This window comes from Enterococcus sp. GPZ-007 (genome assembly GCF_059374735.1).
The window spans coordinates 13,815-30,355 of record NZ_JCAFYN010000005.1 but is presented as its reverse complement, the minus strand read 5'-3'; the positions used below and the strand labels follow the sequence as shown (position 1 = coordinate 30,355).

Sequence of the window (16,541 nt, the reverse complement as noted above, 5' to 3'; positions counted from 1 at the left end):
TTACAGAAGACTCCCTTTGTTAAAAAGCGCGGTACACATATTGATTTTTAGGAGCACTCACGGATTGAGCGCTGCTGACTGCAACTGAAGGTATTTGACGATCAAAGGGTTCGAAGAAATCCAAAGTGATCGTCCCTTCAATGTGCAACCATTGATTATTTTTTACTGCAACATTGGAGGGCAATTTGGTCATCAAACCAAACACACCCGAATCGGCTACACAGTGTATGATGCCAAAACGGAACAAAAAATCATATTTTTGATTATTTTTATTTGCTTCATATACAAAGCCATTAAAGGCGATCTTTTTCCCGACAAAAGAATTCGGGTAATTATAGATCAATTCCATCACTTCCAAATAATTCTCATCGGTAATCTCTAATTCTTGATCCGTCTCATATTTCGTCATTAATTTGGTCATTTGATCTGTGTAATCACTCTTATTGTAATAAATGCTTGTATCAGGCTTCAAATATTGCGTTGTCATCTCGGGATCGCCCACCGATTCTTTGCTGACAGGGAAACTAAAGCCCTTCGCTTCAACAATCGTGGTGTCCAGACTGATCGTTGGAAATAGCGTGCCCACTACTAGCGGTAAGAATAATAATATGTAGGCGATTCCGCGTTGATATGACTTTGTCAACCCATGATCATGTCCATCGTGATGCTCGTGGATTTCACTCTTTTCTCCGCCAGCCCAAATTTTCAGCTGAACCAATGCCAATACTAACGATAAGGCCATCGTCAAGAAGACTAGATAACGGTAATGGACATTGATATATTGATCCAATTTACCGGAAACCTGCAGATACATCATTAACTCGAAATAGCCAGATAAAATCAAAAAGCGTATCATTTGTCTCTCCCCTTATATCATCAGTGCATAGATCGTTACGACCACACTGATCAATGCGATCAGCTGCAAGATAAATTTCCCATGAAAACTACGTCCCATCATCATCAGATTTTTGATGTCGACCATCGGACCAAAAACGAGAAACGCCACGATCGCATTCGTTCCGAACAAACTTAGTAATGATGAGCCGACAAAGGCATCTGCTTCAGAACAAAGAGACATGGTGAACGCCAATACCAGCATGACTACGATTCCGATGATTTTCGAGGAAGTTAGCTGCAGCATGAATTGCGTTGGTAAAAAAACTTGCATTCCGCTGGCTATCAATGCTCCGATAATTAAATAGCGACCGGTATCGAAAAACTCATCAATCCCGTGTACTAAAACTGACCAGATATTCTGACCGAAGGATTTTCTTGACCCTTCATTGTGTACGTGAGCCGAATGATTCGGTAATTCTGCCTTTAAAATCGGTGAACGATTGAAATACGCGATCCATGCTCCAATGATCAATGCCACGATAAAGCTACCTAAAGCTCTCAAGAAGGCAAATCTTGTACTGTTTCCAAAAGCAATATAGGTTGAGAATAGTACAATCGGATTGATAATCGGTGCAGTCACCATAAACGCAAACGCTGTATGTTCAGGCACTCCCTTGCGCATAAATTGAGTAACAATCGGTACAATACCGCATTCACAAGAAGGGAAAAAGAAGCCCAGAAAAGAGCCAACGAGAATTGCTAAAAATTTATTTTTAGGTAGGATTTTTTGTACTCGTTCTGGCGTTAGAAATACTTGTAAGGCACCAGAAATGATACAACCTAATAAAACAAAAGGAATCGCTTCGATGACAATCGACAAGAAGATCGTCCCCATCTGCAATACCGAATGTGGTAGAAAATTAAACATGTGACTCCTCCAAATTTTTCACTGTTTTAAGATATACTCTTTTTCTTCAAAAGACACAAGATAATTTCTATTCACAAACTTTTTTTTACACTTTTTTTAGAGTTTATAACCCTGATATACAAAAAAAGCCTGCTCACGAGGAGCAGGCAGTGACTGATTATTTTACAGCGTCTTTTAATTGTTTACCAGCTTTAAATGCAGGTGATTTACTTGCTGCGATGGTGATTTCTTCACCTGTTTGAGGGTTACGACCTTTACGAGCTGCACGTTCGCGTACTTCAAAGTTACCAAAGCCGATCACTTGTACTTTTTCGCCATCTTTCAATGATGATTGAATTCCGTCAAATAAAGCATCTACAGCCGCTGTTGCGTCTTTCTTTGTCAATCCAGTTTTTTCTGCTACTTGTTCAACTAAACTTTGTTTATTGATCATAATGTATAGCCTCCACTATCTTTTTTAATGTATTCCAAAGACAATTCTATTCGTTATTGCGCCGAAAGGCAACAGTTTGCACTCTTTTTCTCTTTTTTTCATTTTTTTATTTTTTATTTATTAGAAATTAAAAAATAAAAAAATCATTCGAAGATTTTAAAAATAATTTGTATTTTTCCTTATTAAAATGGTATCCTATTTTATAATAATTTATATTCATAATTAGTTAAATAACATATATAACAAACAATTAAGGTATTCAAGCTTGTTTTATCAATCGTTTGAGATTATATTAAATAAAAAAATATTCAAGGAGTTTTATTTATGAATCTTAGAGGGTTGATGAAAAAGGAAACTGCACGACGGTTACGTCTGATTGAAGAGCTTTATTATGCAAAAGACATGCTTCCTTCAGAGTATTTGATGGACATCTTGGATTGCTCACTTCCGGTATTAATTAGTGATATCCGTTTCCTTAATGAGGAGAAATTACCATTAAATATTTTAAAAACGAAAGGTCTTTATTCAATTGAATTTGATTTTCACGCCACGATAGATGTTTTGTACTCATATATTTTGCGTGGTCACTTAGAATTCCAAGTTCTTCAGAGTCTTTTTTTTGAAAAAAGTCGCTGCATTCAACCCGCTGCCGATCGTTTAAACTGCAGCTTTTCAAATATGCAACGCTATTTAAAAGCGGTCAAGGATGAAACGGTTTACTGGGACATCACCGTGGAACATCGCCCGTTACAGGTCACTGGTGATGAAGCGGCGATTCGGCATCTCTATTACCTATTCTTTAAAGAATCACGGATGCCCTTTGCTGATTATGGCTTTTCTCAGAGATTGATCGATTCTGTTGACCAATTGATTCGTCGTATTTTTGAAGAAAATCGAATCACAAACAACATGAATGTTCATTTTCAACTAATGCATAGCTTCTTAATTGGATTACAGCGACAAAAACAAGGTCATGCGATGAAAAATCTCGCATTTGAGAGCGGCTTGATTATTCCTGATACAGAGGATCTAAAGCAATTAGGTGTTTTGATTAGCCGAGAAACGTCAATGGAATTTACCAATCTTCAATTGAGAGAGTGTTTATGGCCATTATTTTCTCATCAGTTGATTCTGAATCGTCAGCAGCAATCGTTAGCTCATCAAAGAAATAAACGATTAGCGAATTTCTATGAAGCCCATCATTTCTTATTAGAAGAAATCAGCGACTTGCTGGCAAAACCTCTTTCACAAACAGAATTCGTTGAGACTCTGCGTATACTGGGAAATGAGCTATTCTGCTACTATCCGGATAAACATTCAATCGAGATTTTACATGAAACTGATGAAACAATGGTGAGGCTGATTAATAAAAAATACAGCCGAGAAATAAGAAAACTTAAGAAAGTTGTAAGTAAATTTTTAAAACCGCAAAAGCGGGACTGCTTTATACCGATCTATCTAAGTTGTTTAGTTACATCAATAGATGAATTACTCCAACGTTTAGTTGATGCCGATCTACCAATCAAGGTGCTCCTACTGTCGGACACTTCGACCACTCACGAACGTTTTTGGCATTCTGTCTTTCCAGATTTCATCAAAGGATCCGTCCATTATGAATATTTCGAAACACCTTTTATCTTACAGGATCAACTAACTGCATTAACGCAACAATATGATTTGATTGTTACAAACGTAACGATGACAGGTCTGGTCTCCTCCTGTCCATTGATCGCGGTCAACGCCTTTCCAACAGCGAAAGACTTTGAGCGAATTCAACAATTTATTAACGATTTTGAATCACTTCCATCACGAAAGGAACTTCATAATGAACTTACGTCATCTACTTAAACGAGATAGCCAACGCCAATTACTTTTAATGGAAACACTCTATTACTCGCGGCATCCTCGCTCAAGCGAAGAATTAGCAGAAATTGCTGATTGTACGATTCCCGCGTTGCTGAATGACATTCGCTCGATCAATACACAGAGTGACTATTACAAGGTGATACGAGAAAACAGTCTTTATCGATTAGAGCTTAAAGACAATGCAACGATTGATGTCCTTTACTCAACATTACTTGGTAATTCGATGGCTTTTAGAATTCTAGAGATGATTTTCTTTGAGGAATACTTCACTCTATTGGAGCTTTCACAAAAATTGTTTTGCAGCATGACCACGGTCCAAATCGCAATGAAGGATCTACAGGAAGCTTTGGGACAATGGAAGGTGGGCATTCAGCGTCGTCCATTTCGTTTGACCGGAAATGAAACAGCGATCCGTCATTTGTTTTTCTTATATTTCACCGAAAAAAAGATTGAATGGGAAAACACTCATTTCAGCATGGATTTTTTCCGCTTTGGCGATGAAGTTGTTCGATCGATGATCGCGGAGAACAATTTGACAGTCTCTCTCGCACAATACAATCGCTTGAGCCTGTGCTTCTTCGTTAGCCTTGTACGAATATCAAGAGGACATTGTATAGCAATAGAAACACTTAAATCTAATGCGATTCTGCCGCCAGATCAAAAAGCTATCAACAATTTTGACCCTTATCTGCACAAAGAATTGCAGATTCTCTATTCTGAAGATATCATGAAGGATAGTTTTTGGCTACTTTACTCCGATTTGTTCATACTCGGTGAGAAGCACAGAGAAAAGGTTGTCAAAACAAATTTTTCATTGGCCTATCATTACGAAACACATTATGAGTTGGCGGAAAAACTGAGTACCATGTTGGTCACTCCCTTAACCGAACAGCAAAAGGATCAGATGGCTACCATCTTGATTAATCAACACCTCTTCCATGCGAAAACCAAGGAATTCATTAGCGTAGTGCAGGATCGAAAAAAGGATTGTCTGCGGTTATTAGAAATTTTCCACGCGCATTGCGTCCATCAGCTGCGTAGTTTAGTAATTGAATTCACAGAAAACTATCAGCTTTTTGGTACACCAGAGTTTATTGACAACTATATTTATCAGATCATCGCTACTGTACCTAGTTGTTTAAATGGGATGAAGCAGTCAGAAAAGCCCGTCAATCTGCTAGTCGTATCTACCGATTCGAGAATGCAGGAAGGTTTATTAACAGAACTGCTGCGCTTCTCGCTTCGAGGAAATTATGTGATCCACCAAATGAATGTCGATCAATTACATAGTAAAAGCTACTTAGAGGTTTTTGAAGAATATGATATTGTTATCAGTACTTCTACCTTCGATGTGCCGGATTGTCAAACACCGATCATCGCTGTTGAACTTTGTCCAAGCATCCACTCACTCAACAAAATCCAAAATCTGGTGGATCAAACCAACAAGCGAAATAATCAGCTTATGCGAAGTTAAGTTTCATCACTAGATAGTACTTACTTTTCCAGAAAAAAGAGCCGATTTTCTTTTAGCTAACCTAAACTGCTTTAATACTATGAGAATCTAACAGGCAAATTGAAAATGGACTTGAATCATTTACTCAAGTCCATTTTTTTCTGCGATCAAACGATCGAGTTCTTTATCCATTGAAGCTTTCTCTGCTGTTAAACTGTTAATCATCCGCTGGTACTTCTCTTTTCCGTTCTTCTTACGAAGCACATTTAATTGAATCGCACAAAAAAGAATAACGATCAACGACAAAGTGACGATGACAACAAAAATTACGCCTAAATCGATTCGAAATAATGTATAGAACAGCACGATTAATCCAACGACAATTTCCAGAATACTGAGCTTTGCTCTACGTCCTCCGCCAAAAATGATCCGTCTCAGCATTGGTCCGTGTAATAATTCTTCATAACGAGTCAAGCGTGCTTCTAGAAAGCTGACCTGCTCCTTTAATTGATCAATTCGTTGTTTATCCGGCATAGTAACTTCGCTCCTTAATATCTTATTCCTATTATCCCTAGTATTCACTTTTTTCGCAAATATTTTATGTCTTATTATAGAAATAATAATTTTTATCAGGCGCACCTCATCAATAAGAACCTGCTAAGCAAATAGCACCTACCATTAAAAATTGTAAAGGTTTTCATTTGGTCGTAATCATTCATTGATGTGAAACACTTTGCAAATTCTTAGTTGAAATTGTTCTGAAGTCCTGTACAATTATTTTGTAAGCGAAGCCACTTCGTATACGAATTGTTAAGAAGGAGTGTGTCAAATGATTATTGGAATTCCCAAAGAAATCAAAAACAACGAAAACCGAGTAGCTCTTCCCCCATCTGGAGTATTTGATCTAACTAACCGTGGGCATCAAGTATTAGTCGAAAAGGACGCTGGCAAAGGTTCAGCTATTACAGACGAGGAATATGCTGCGGCTGGTGCGACAATCATCGAGAAGGCCGCTGACGTCTGGGCTGCTGAAATGGTCATGAAAGTAAAAGAACCACTTCCCGAAGAATATCAGTATTTCCGTAAAGGATTATTATTGTTCACCTATTTACATCTAGCTGCAAATAAACCACTGACTGAAGCTTTAGTAAACAGCGGTGTCAATGCCATCGCATATGAAAATGTCCAACCAGCAGACAATACCTTACCATTGCTTGCTCCAATGAGTGAAATCGCTGGTCGAATGGCTGCTCAGATCGGAGCTAACTATTTAGAACGCGTTAACGGCGGAAAAGGTATCCTATTATCCGGGGTTCCCGGCGTACGCCGCGGCAATGTTGTCGTGATCGGCGGCGGTGTCGTTGGCTTGAATGCGGCAAAACTAGCATTAGGCTTAGGGGCTAACGTAACTCTGTTAGACGTTAGTGTTCCTCGTCTGAAAGAATTAGATATCATCTTCGGCAACAGTGTACAAACCATGATGTCAAACAGCTACAATATCCAAGAATGCTTGAAGACTGCTGATTTAGTGATTGGTGCCGTGTTGATTCCTGGTCATAAAGCACCAACTTTAGTTACAAAAGAAATGGTGGCACAAATGCCGGATCATGGTGTAATTGTCGATGTCGCGATCGATCAAGGGGGGATTTTCGAAACGGAAGATCGTGTGACAACCCACGACGATCCAACATATGTGACAGAAGGAGTTGTTCACTACGCCGTTGCCAATATGCCAGGTGCCGTTCCGCAAACAGCAACATATGCTTTGAGCAACAGTACGATGGCTTATGCTAATCTGTTAGCAAACAATTCGCTAGAAGAAATCTTGAAGAACAACCTAGCGCTTCGCCGCGGTGTGAATACTTACAACGGTAAACTTACAATTGAAGCTGTAGCCAATGATTTGTGCATGGATTATACGCCAATCGATGGTATGCTAAACGAAAAATTAATGATGAATTCATAAAACAAGAGGAACCTGCCAGCATGATGCTGGCAGGTTTTTTTGCTGGTTCCACTTTTAACAGCTTATATTGATGTTCATGCGCTGGCAGAACTTCGAGCTATTAAACAAATCGTGGGAACTGTTATAATAGAAAAGATTCTATTATAACAGGAGGTTTATTATGCTTTTTTCAGAAATTTCATATCAAAGACCTGATTTAACTCACTATAAAGAGAAGATTACCAAAACCACTCAACAGTTTGTTGAAGCGGATGATTATCCAGCTGCTAAAGCGGCTTTAGAAAAGCTTAATCGCCTGCGTGGCGAGATGGCAAAAAATATGAAATTGGCTTATATCCGTCATTCAATCGATACTAAAGACCCTTTTTATCGTGATGAGAATGTTTTTTGGGATCATCATGCGCCGCTAGTCGACCAAATTCATAATCATTTTTACAAAAGTTTGCTGAGCTCCCCTTTTCGCAAACAGTTAGAAACGGATTTTCCTGCGACTCTTTTTCTTTTCGCAGAAGATCAGCTCCGGCTTTTAGATGATTCTGTTATCGAGTTGAAGCAGCAGGAGAATGAAGCCGTTAGCCGATATTCGCAATTAATTGCTTCTGCTGAATTGGATTTTAACGGGAAAAAGCATACACTGTCAGAGTTGTCCGCCTTTTTTACTACTCCAGATCGAAAGATCCGTAAATCTGCTCAAGCAGTCTACGAAAGCTTTTTTGTTGCAAACGAAGAGGAATTTGATGATATCTATGATCAGCTGGTGAAGGTGCGTCATCAACAAGCACAAAAATTAGGATTCAATAATTATGTTGAATATGGTGATCGATTGATGAATCGCTGGAGCTATGACCGGAGGCAGCTTCATGATTTTCGTCGATTCATTGTCGAAAAAGTCGTTCCAATCAATCAAAAGCTTTATCAACGCCAGAAAGAACGTCTTGGTATCGATGCCCTTTTGCATTATGACTTGCCATTGGTTTACCCAAACGGCAACCCTCGTCCACAGGGAAATCGCGACACTTTGGTTCGAAGCGCTCAAGCGATGTACCATGAGCTTTCCAACGAAACCGGAAGCTTCTTCGATTTGATGATACAGCAGGAACTAATGGATCTAGCCAGTCGCCCAGGGAAACAAAGCGGCGGTTATTGCGAATTCATTGATGAAGTACAGATGCCCTTCATCTTTGCGAATTTCAACGGCACTTCTGATGATGTCGATGTCCTGACTCACGAAACAGGACATGCCTTCCAGAGTTATTTGTCCCGCTGGATCACGGAGCCTGAACTTGTTTTTCCGACTTCTGACACAGCGGAAATCCATTCTATGAGTATGGAATTTTTAACTTGGCCATGGATGGATAAGTTTTTCGGGAGTGACAGCGAGAAGTATAAGTTCGCTCATTTAAGCAGCGCCCTGCAATTTCTGCCTTATGGTGCTTTAGTCGATCATTTCCAAGAAGAAGTCTATCTGCATCCAGAATGGACTGTTGCCGATCGAAAGCATTGCTGGCGCGAGCTGGAGCAGCGCTATTGTCCTGAGCGTAACTATCAGGAATCCGAAGCTTTAGAACGTGGGATCTACTGGTATCGCCAAGGGCATATATTTGAAGTCCCTTTCTATTACATTGATTATACCTTAGCCCAAGTCTGTGCTCTGCAATTCTGGCAACGCAAAATTGTTAACAATGATCCGATGACTTGGGATGATTATTTGGCGATCTGTCGAATTGGTGGAAGTAAGACCTTTTTAGAAACAGTAGAATTAGGCAACCTTGCCTCCCCTTTTGACCGCGAAAAAATGACTGATTTATTAGCGGCTGTTGATCACTATCTGGCTGATATTTCAGAAGCAGAATTACTCGAATAAAGAAATCCTACTGAATTATTTTTCAGTAGGACTTTTTTGCTATACATTATTCTTTTTTAAGAATAATGCTGTAAATAGCAAGATACATACGCCGCCAAGAATAGTCAAGAAAGAGCCTTTTTTGACATTCGTTTGCGGCAGCTCTGCTTGTGTTGTTTGGATCGCCGCAACCGGAGCTGTTTGATCGGCTGACTGAACCATCGCTTGAGTTCCCGTAATAACTCCACTCGTTTCACTTGTGTTAACTGCCGGACTTATCGTTCCTACAGTTCCTTGGCTACCATTATCAGCCGGATTTGGCTCATCAGGCATTTCTACATCCTTCGGGATAGACGGATCATAAAATCCCGGTGTATCTCGCATGATAAAGGGTAACTTGAAGGAATAATTAAACACAGCATCCGTTTCATAATCCTGATTATAGCGGACGTCAAAACCAAAAACATTTTTGTAAGTAAATGCTAGCCAATGACTCATATCTAAATTTGTGGTATTGATGTTGTCGATCTCACCGATTTTGATATGGTCTCCATTGATCTTATAATAAAGTTGATTGTTTTTTGTCACATAGAAATGCTGGATATTATTTTTGTTAAAAAGATCCACACTTTGCTCCAAATCAATATCCGTAAAATTGAAGAAGCCAGATAGTTTGACCGGAGCTGCCGTCAGGTTATCAAAGAAGGAATAGTTCAGCAGCACCTCCCTAATTCCCCGCATGGTGATCCCATTGTCTTTGTTGATGTGGAGCACCTGTTTACCAGCAAGTGCCGTCCAACCATTAACCGTGACCTTCATGTCGATCAGCTTCCCCTTATAGGTACCGACATTTCTATAGGTAACAGTAATCGTACCAGTTTTTTCGCTATCTAGATCGAAGGTAAACGTGTACCCATCACTAATATAATTTGCGGTACCGCCAACGAGAACCTCTTTCACATTCGCAAAATTAGGCATAAATTCGTATTCCGTCGGAACTTTCGCATTTTCATCGGTGATGGCTTTTTCATGATCCACGATTTTACCATCATTATTCTCTTTCAACACTGGGGCAGCTACCTTTGTCGTTTTCACTTCATTTATCGAATCTGCTGCCTTTTCTCCATTTGATTCAGGTGTTTTTGTCGTATCGGGAACAGTGGCTTCCAACTCTTCAGGCGCTTGTTTTTCCTCAGCGACATCTTCGGTTGACACTTCTGGTGTTTCTACGTCATCTACTTCTATTGGATTAGCTGGTACTTCTAACTCCGTTGTTTCTGTCACTTCTGGCGCAGCCAATTCTGTTGGTCTTGATGAAATCGATTCCGTTTCAACAACTTCAGATTCAATCAACGGCTTGTTTGATTGCGTAGCCTCAGCTGCCACAGCAGCAGGTGCTATCTCATCATTGCTCGGACTTTCAACAAATTCCGTTGAAATATTTGATACTGCCTGCTCTTTCGTTTCGTCAGCCCAAGCAGTGCTTGGTAGCAAAGAACAGCCTAAAATTGCCACTGAAAACAAATAAATACCTTTTTTCACCATAAAACAACCTCCTTTTTAATAAATGTCAAAAACAATTATAACATTTATTGTTGATTATAGATCATTTTTTTTATATTAGCGATTTATGTCAACAAATTATTAGAATTAGATGTTTTATTTATTTCTACTAACGATAAAAAGACTCCTTGGAAAATAATTCCAAAGAGTCTCGTTAAGCTATACTTTTTTCTTATTCTTGAATAGCGCGATAAAAAGTAAGATACAGGTACTGCCTAGTAATGCAAAAAGCGAATTGTTTTGTACATTCGTCTGTGGTAATACTGCTTGCTTCAAAGGTTCCGCTTCTTTTACTTTTATTTCAGCTGGAGTGATTTTTTGATGTTGTACTTTTTCTACATCCCTTTGTATCATTATCTCGGTTTTTACTTTTCTAGGTTCCTCGGTTTTGATTGTTGTCACAGGGACATTTTCAGATGGTGTTTCTTCTTGTACAGGTAGTTCCTCAATAACTTCTGGTTTTTCTGGTTCAGAGGTGATTGGGGTTTCTTCAATTACGATTGGTGCTTGATAGGTATAGTTAAAGATAGCTCCTGAATCATAGTCTTGGTTGTAGCGTACATCAAAATTAGACACATTTTTATAGGTATACGTTAACCAATGATCCATGTCTAGGTTATCGGTCCTTTTTCGATTGATCTCACCAACTTTGGTATAACCGTTGTGAGTTTTAAAGTATAATTGGTTACCCTTCGTGACATAAAAGTTTTGAACATTATTATGATCAAACAGGTCGATGCTTTGAAGCAAATCAATATCTGTAAAATTAAAGAAACCAGAAATGTTCACAGCAGACGCGGTTAGATTGTCAAGAAATGAGTAACTCAAACGTACGTCGCTGATTCCACTCATGGTGATTCCATTCTTTTTATGAATGCGGAGTTGATTATATAAACTACCTGAGAAAGCAGTCCATTCTTTGACGGTCACCTTCATATCGATCACCTTGCCATTGTACGTTCCGACATTCTTATAGACTACAGTAATCGAGTTAGGCGTCTCCTGACTCAAATCAAAAGCAAAATAATTTGTCCGGTCCTGGTAACTGCCAGCAGAAGTAACCACAATATCCTCCAGATGATCAAAGTTCGGCATGAAATTATACTCAGCAGGTATTTTAGCCTGCTCATCGGTGATGGCCTTTTCATGGTCAATGATTTTCCCATCATTGTCATCTTTCAGTACAGGAACAGCTGCTTTTGTTGCTACTGGCTGAGGAGTTACTTTTTCTATAGCCTCATCTGAGGTTGCTTCCTCAACTGACTCAGCCACGGGCATTTCAGCTTGCTCTGTTCCCTCTTGATTATTTTCAATATTCTCTGGGGTAAATCCTTCTTCTTCGACAGCTTCCCCCGATTCAGGCTTATTCTCTGCCTCAGGCTCTTGTGATTCCAAAATTGGCCGTTCCGAAACCTCGGTAGGGCTTTCAATTAATTCCGTTGTTACCTCAGGTGTTATTGGCTCAGCAGTTTCATCCGCCCAAGCGCTGCTAGGTACAACTGTTAATCCCAAGAGAGCTACCGAAAACAAATAGACACTTTTTCTAAACATAAAACGTCCTCCTTTTAATTAATACCAGCATTTATTATAACACACAAATAGATAATTTGTTCTGTAAATCTTACAAGCGATAATCGGCTAACAAACTGAAAAACACCTTTATTATAATATTTCAATATTATTACAATTAAAAAACTAAAGAAAATTGATATTCTTAAAATAACGTATATTAAAATAATAATAATGGATTTATTTAGAAATAAACACTCCAGCTACAGGAAATATTTCTAATCTGACTGCTTTTTTGTCAGATTTCCTAATAATTCTTATTTAGTCGCCAAAAAGCCCGCTCATATGTTGGCGCCATGAACGAGCCGGTTTCTTATTTCGTTTCAAAAGGATTGTCGTCCTACTAGTCTTTTTAACTATAAATAAACCAGATAGGAAAACCAATCCCGCACCACCAAGTGTCGTGAAAATGGAGGCCTTCTTTTCGTTTGTTTGTGGTAGTGCTACTTGTTTTTCTTGAACAAGCTGTCTAGCTTCCGCAACGGGTTGCGGCTTTGCTACTTTATCTGCAAGTTTTGTTGCGATAAAAACAGGTTTTTGTTCTATTAATTGAACCAGCTTAGCTTTTTCTTTACAAAAAAATCCCCATAAATGAGGATTTGATCTATTTCGGAATAACCATCTTACGATCATCCCCCATGGTATGAATTGCAATTGGACGTTGATAAAAGTCATTCAAGACGCTTTCTGTTAATAGTTCATCCCGTTGACCTTGCTTAAAGATTTTACCATCGCGAATCATCAAAACATGATTCAATAGCGGCAAGATTTCCTCCGTGTGATGAGTAACATACAACAATCTGGGTGCCTCTGCAGCCTGCTTCATTTGTTTGATTCGTTCTAATAAATCTTCGCGAGCAAATAAATCGAGCCCATTACACGGTTCGTCAAGAATCAAGAGCTCGGGTTTTGCCATCAAAGCTCTCGCAATCAAGACGATCTGCTTTTCACCTTGAGATAAGACTTGATAGACTTTACCGATTAACCTTTTCGCACCAAGAGAGATCAACAACTGTTTCGCTTCCTCCATATCCGTATCTGAAAAATTCTGATAGATCCCGATACTGGCGAATTTTCCTGACAATACGATGTACTCCGCTTGTTCATCTCGATGAATCCGCTCCTGCAGCGACTGACTCACCCACCCGATCCGTTTCGTCAGATCAGGAATCGAGGTTCGACCGAAGACTTCTCCCAATACGGTCAGCTTTCCTTTGGTCGGCCATAAATTTCCTGAGATCATATTCAGCATTAAGCTCTTCCCGGCGCCATTCAATCCCAAGACTGCCCAATCTTCTCCTGCATTGATACGCCAATCGATATCCTGCAGCAAAGCGTTCTTTTGGCGAATGAACTGGACTTGTTCAAAAGATAAAATTTCCATACTTTCTCCTCCATACTTTTCCCTTTTGATAATCTTATCAAAATCTCACTGAAAAGATACTTAAAATGATATAATTTTAGCGAATATCATGAAAGGGGTTTTTACAATGAATTATGAACTATCTGATAGCGCATTTGCTCCAATCGCGAAAGTACAGTTAAGCAAAGGAGAAAAAATCCGCATCGAACCCGGCGCGATGGTCTATGAAATCGGCGAGATTGAATTAGAAGGTCAAATGAACACCAATGGCAAGAAAGGAGTTGGCGGTGCGTTGAGCGCTCTAGGTCGTTCTGTAACTAGCCGCGAAAGCTTCTTTATCAGCACCGCTACTGCGCATTCGAACGATGCGATGATCGCCATTGCTCCTGCTGTTCCGGGCAAAATTTTTTCACTGGATGTCGGTGCTGAGCACTGGCGCTTGAACACGGGAGCATTTCTTGCCAGTGAAGAAAATGTCAATTATCAAATGAAACGGCAAAAGCTTTCCGGTGCCTTATTGGGCGGAACTGGCGGATTATTTGTTATGGAAACTACTGGCAGCGGACAAATCTTGGTATCGGCTTTCGGTGATGTAGAGAAAATTGATCTGGACGGTCACAATCCGGTGATCATTGACAACCAACATGTCATTGCTTGGACTAGTTCTTTAGATTACAACATTCGTGTTGCTTCTGGCACCTTTGGCTTCAAGACTGGCGAAGGCGTGGTCAATGAGTTTCACGGACATGGTTCGGTTTATATCCAAACGCGAAATCTTGAAAGTTTTGCCAATCATATCGATACTTTTATACCTAAATCTTAAAGATGCTCAGACAGGATTGTAAGTGCGGGAAAGAACAGATAGAATATGGAGGATACTGTTGCAGAAAGCTGGTTTATATGACTGATAAAAACACTTACGAAAACAAATTCCATGAAACGCCTTCGCGGATGGCTCGTTATCATACAGAGGCGGCGGCCCCGCCTAAAGAACGCAAAAAGACAATTGCCCAAAGACCGGTCGACGAACCGATCAAAGCCGACGAAATGGCTCCCGCTAAACCGAAAAAGCAAGCCAGTGCGCAAGAAAAGATGGTTCAGAGTACTGCTTGGTTAACTGTCGGAAATATCTTCTCCCGATTACTCGGCGCAGTCTATGTGATTCCATGGATTGCCTGGATGCAGCCTCATGGACTGGAAGCCAATTACTTATACACTAAGGGCTATAACGTCTATGCACTGTTCTTAATGATCTCTACTGCAGGAATCCCGGCGGCAGTGGCGAAACAAACTGCCCGCTACAATTCCATGAATGAGTACGGATTAAGTAAAAAATTATTATTTTACACGATACGGCTGATGACTATCGGCGGCGTGATTTGTGCGGCGATCATGTTCCTAGGCGCCCCTTACCTGTCACAGGGAAATGCAGATCTAGTGCCGGTGATGCGGTCACTAAGTGTCGTTTTGCTAATTTTCCCTGCCATGAGCGTGATACGTGGCTTCTTCCAAGGAAACAACAACATGAAGCCTTATGCGATCTCTCAAATCATCGAGCAAATCGCTCGTGTCTGCTATATGTTGGCTTCCGCTTTCATTATTATGCAGGTCAACAATGGCAGCTATAAAACCGCTGTAGTACATTCGACCTTTGCAGCTTTTATCGGTGTAGCCTTCGCAATGGGTGTTTTGTTGTTCTCATTACTTAAGGAACGCGCGTCTTTTCGTGAATTGATCCGAGAGAGCAATAATGAAATTACCTTTTCCGGAGGTCAATTAGTTATTCAAATGATCCAGCAGGCGATTCCATTTATCATAGTGGGTAGTGCCATCAGCATTTTTAAACTGATTGACCAGTATTCTTTTGAGAAGATCATGTCGATCGTAACAGATTACTCAGCAGCAACAAACGCTGATCTCTTCGCCTTGATCTCAGCGAATCCGGATAAACTAACGATGGTCGTGATCGCCCTTGGAACCGCAATGGCAACTGCCGGTCTGCCTTTGATTACGGAGCGCTTCACGAAAAAAGATCATCAAGGTTTAGCAAAACTAGTGACGAATAATATCCAATTATTATTCTTTGTGATGATGCCGGCAACTGTTGGAATGATTGTTTTGGCTTATCCATTGAATACATTATTTTACTGGCCAAATCCTCTCGGCTCCGAATTACTCGCTGCTTCCTGTGTCGTTGGTATCATGATGGGACTCTTCATGGTCTGCTCGACAATGCTGCAAGGGTTAGATGGTAATATGCAAGCTGTATGGTACTTAGGTATCGGGATTTTTGTTAAAATCGTTGCGCAGTTCCCATTAACCTATCTGTTTGAAGCATATGGTCCGTTAATTGCAACCTTCGTAGGATTTCTGGTGGCAAATATGTTCTTATTAGATCGAATTCACGTCATCACGCAATTTCCGTTTAGAGAAACGATCACTTCAGTAGCAAAAGTAACTGTTATGTCATTGATCATGGGTGTCGTTGCATTTGTAGTAAAATTCGGCTGCGAATTAGTACTAAGCTCAGATTCAAAAGTTCAGTCTATGATCATTATTTTGATCGTTGCTGCTTTTGGCGGATTGACCTATATGATCTTAGCCTTGAAAACCAGAATGGCCGATAAATTATTAGGTCCTCGAGTAGACGGCATTCGCCGCCGCTTGCGGATGCGTTAGACGCGACTAAGCCCTGCAGAAAACTGCAGGGCTTTTTACTT

At 40.0% G+C, this 16,541-nt stretch carries 14 protein-coding genes; 6 read left to right on the top strand and 8 right to left on the bottom strand.

Annotated features, from left to right (window positions below; translation table 11 throughout):
- Positions 1-19 precede the first annotated feature (19 nt).
- From AC4J95_RS04475 to AC4J95_RS04465, 3 genes are all read right to left on the bottom strand, one after another.
- Positions 20-856: a TIGR03943 family putative permease subunit gene (locus AC4J95_RS04475; RefSeq protein WP_494548769.1), complete on the bottom strand. Its 837-nt coding sequence runs from the start codon at positions 854-856 to the stop codon at positions 20-22.
- A 12-nt stretch (positions 857-868) separates the two neighbouring features.
- Positions 869-1,765, bottom strand: coding sequence for a permease (locus tag AC4J95_RS04470; RefSeq protein ID WP_494548768.1), 897 nt, complete (start codon positions 1,763-1,765; stop codon positions 869-871).
- A 157-nt stretch (positions 1,766-1,922) separates the two neighbouring features.
- Positions 1,923-2,198 (bottom strand): HU family DNA-binding protein, encoded by a 276-nt coding sequence (locus tag AC4J95_RS04465; protein WP_316401541.1) that lies wholly within the window; start codon positions 2,196-2,198, stop codon positions 1,923-1,925.
- A gap of 324 nt (positions 2,199-2,522) precedes the next feature.
- Between AC4J95_RS04465 and AC4J95_RS04460 the strand changes: the two genes are divergently transcribed.
- Both AC4J95_RS04460 and AC4J95_RS04455 read left to right on the top strand, forming a co-directional pair.
- On the top strand, positions 2,523-4,046 hold the full coding sequence (locus AC4J95_RS04460; protein WP_494548767.1) for an AcpB/EbpR/MafR family transcriptional regulator: 1,524 nt from the start codon (positions 2,523-2,525) through the stop codon (positions 4,044-4,046).
- Positions 4,024-5,538 carry an AcpB/EbpR/MafR family transcriptional regulator gene (locus AC4J95_RS04455; RefSeq protein ID WP_494548766.1) on the top strand — a complete coding sequence of 505 codons (1,515 nt, stop codon included), beginning with the start codon at positions 4,024-4,026 and terminating at the stop codon, positions 5,536-5,538. Before AC4J95_RS04460 ends, AC4J95_RS04455 begins: the two co-directional genes overlap by 23 nt.
- Before the next feature lie 120 nt (positions 5,539-5,658).
- On the opposite strand, the gene AC4J95_RS04450 is transcribed toward AC4J95_RS04455, so the two are convergent.
- Positions 5,659-6,051 (bottom strand): hypothetical protein, encoded by a 393-nt coding sequence (locus tag AC4J95_RS04450; RefSeq protein ID WP_494548765.1) that lies wholly within the window; start codon positions 6,049-6,051, stop codon positions 5,659-5,661.
- A gap of 295 nt (positions 6,052-6,346) precedes the next feature.
- Here AC4J95_RS04450 and ald point away from each other — a divergent pair, with 295 nt between their 5' ends.
- Together ald and AC4J95_RS04440 are read left to right on the top strand one after the other, a co-directional pair.
- Complete coding sequence (ald, locus tag AC4J95_RS04445) at positions 6,347-7,483, top strand: alanine dehydrogenase (protein WP_494548764.1); 1,137 nt, start codon at positions 6,347-6,349, stop codon at positions 7,481-7,483.
- 160 nt (positions 7,484-7,643) lie between these two features.
- Positions 7,644-9,347, top strand: a complete 1,704-nt coding sequence (locus AC4J95_RS04440) for a M3 family oligoendopeptidase (protein WP_494548763.1) — start codon at positions 7,644-7,646, stop codon at positions 9,345-9,347.
- 39 nt (positions 9,348-9,386) lie between these two features.
- Here the strand turns inward: AC4J95_RS04440 and AC4J95_RS04435 are convergent, their stop codons facing one another.
- The 4 genes from AC4J95_RS04435 to AC4J95_RS04420 all read right to left on the bottom strand — a co-directional run bounded on the left by AC4J95_RS04435 (position 9,387) and on the right by AC4J95_RS04420 (position 13,842).
- Positions 9,387-10,871: an LPXTG cell wall anchor domain-containing protein gene (locus tag AC4J95_RS04435; protein WP_494548762.1), complete on the bottom strand. Its 1,485-nt coding sequence runs from the start codon at positions 10,869-10,871 to the stop codon at positions 9,387-9,389.
- Between the two features lie 177 nt (positions 10,872-11,048).
- On the bottom strand, positions 11,049-12,440 hold the full coding sequence (locus tag AC4J95_RS04430) for an LPXTG cell wall anchor domain-containing protein (RefSeq protein ID WP_494548761.1): 1,392 nt from the start codon (positions 12,438-12,440) through the stop codon (positions 11,049-11,051).
- A gap of 279 nt (positions 12,441-12,719) precedes the next feature.
- Positions 12,720-13,091, bottom strand: a complete 372-nt coding sequence (locus AC4J95_RS04425; protein WP_494548760.1) for an LPXTG cell wall anchor domain-containing protein — start codon at positions 13,089-13,091, stop codon at positions 12,720-12,722.
- On the bottom strand, positions 13,063-13,842 hold the full coding sequence (locus AC4J95_RS04420; protein ID WP_494548759.1) for an ABC transporter ATP-binding protein: 780 nt from the start codon (positions 13,840-13,842) through the stop codon (positions 13,063-13,065). Before AC4J95_RS04420 ends, AC4J95_RS04425 begins: the two co-directional genes overlap by 29 nt.
- A 106-nt stretch (positions 13,843-13,948) precedes the next feature.
- Between AC4J95_RS04420 and AC4J95_RS04415 the strand changes: the two genes are divergently transcribed.
- Positions 13,949-14,644: a TIGR00266 family protein gene (locus tag AC4J95_RS04415; RefSeq protein WP_494548758.1), complete on the top strand. Its 696-nt coding sequence runs from the start codon at positions 13,949-13,951 to the stop codon at positions 14,642-14,644.
- A 77-nt stretch (positions 14,645-14,721) separates the two neighbouring features.
- Positions 14,722-16,500, top strand: coding sequence for a putative polysaccharide biosynthesis protein (locus AC4J95_RS04410; RefSeq protein ID WP_494548757.1), 1,779 nt, complete (start codon positions 14,722-14,724; stop codon positions 16,498-16,500).
- The last annotated feature ends 41 nt before the right edge of the window (positions 16,501-16,541 follow it).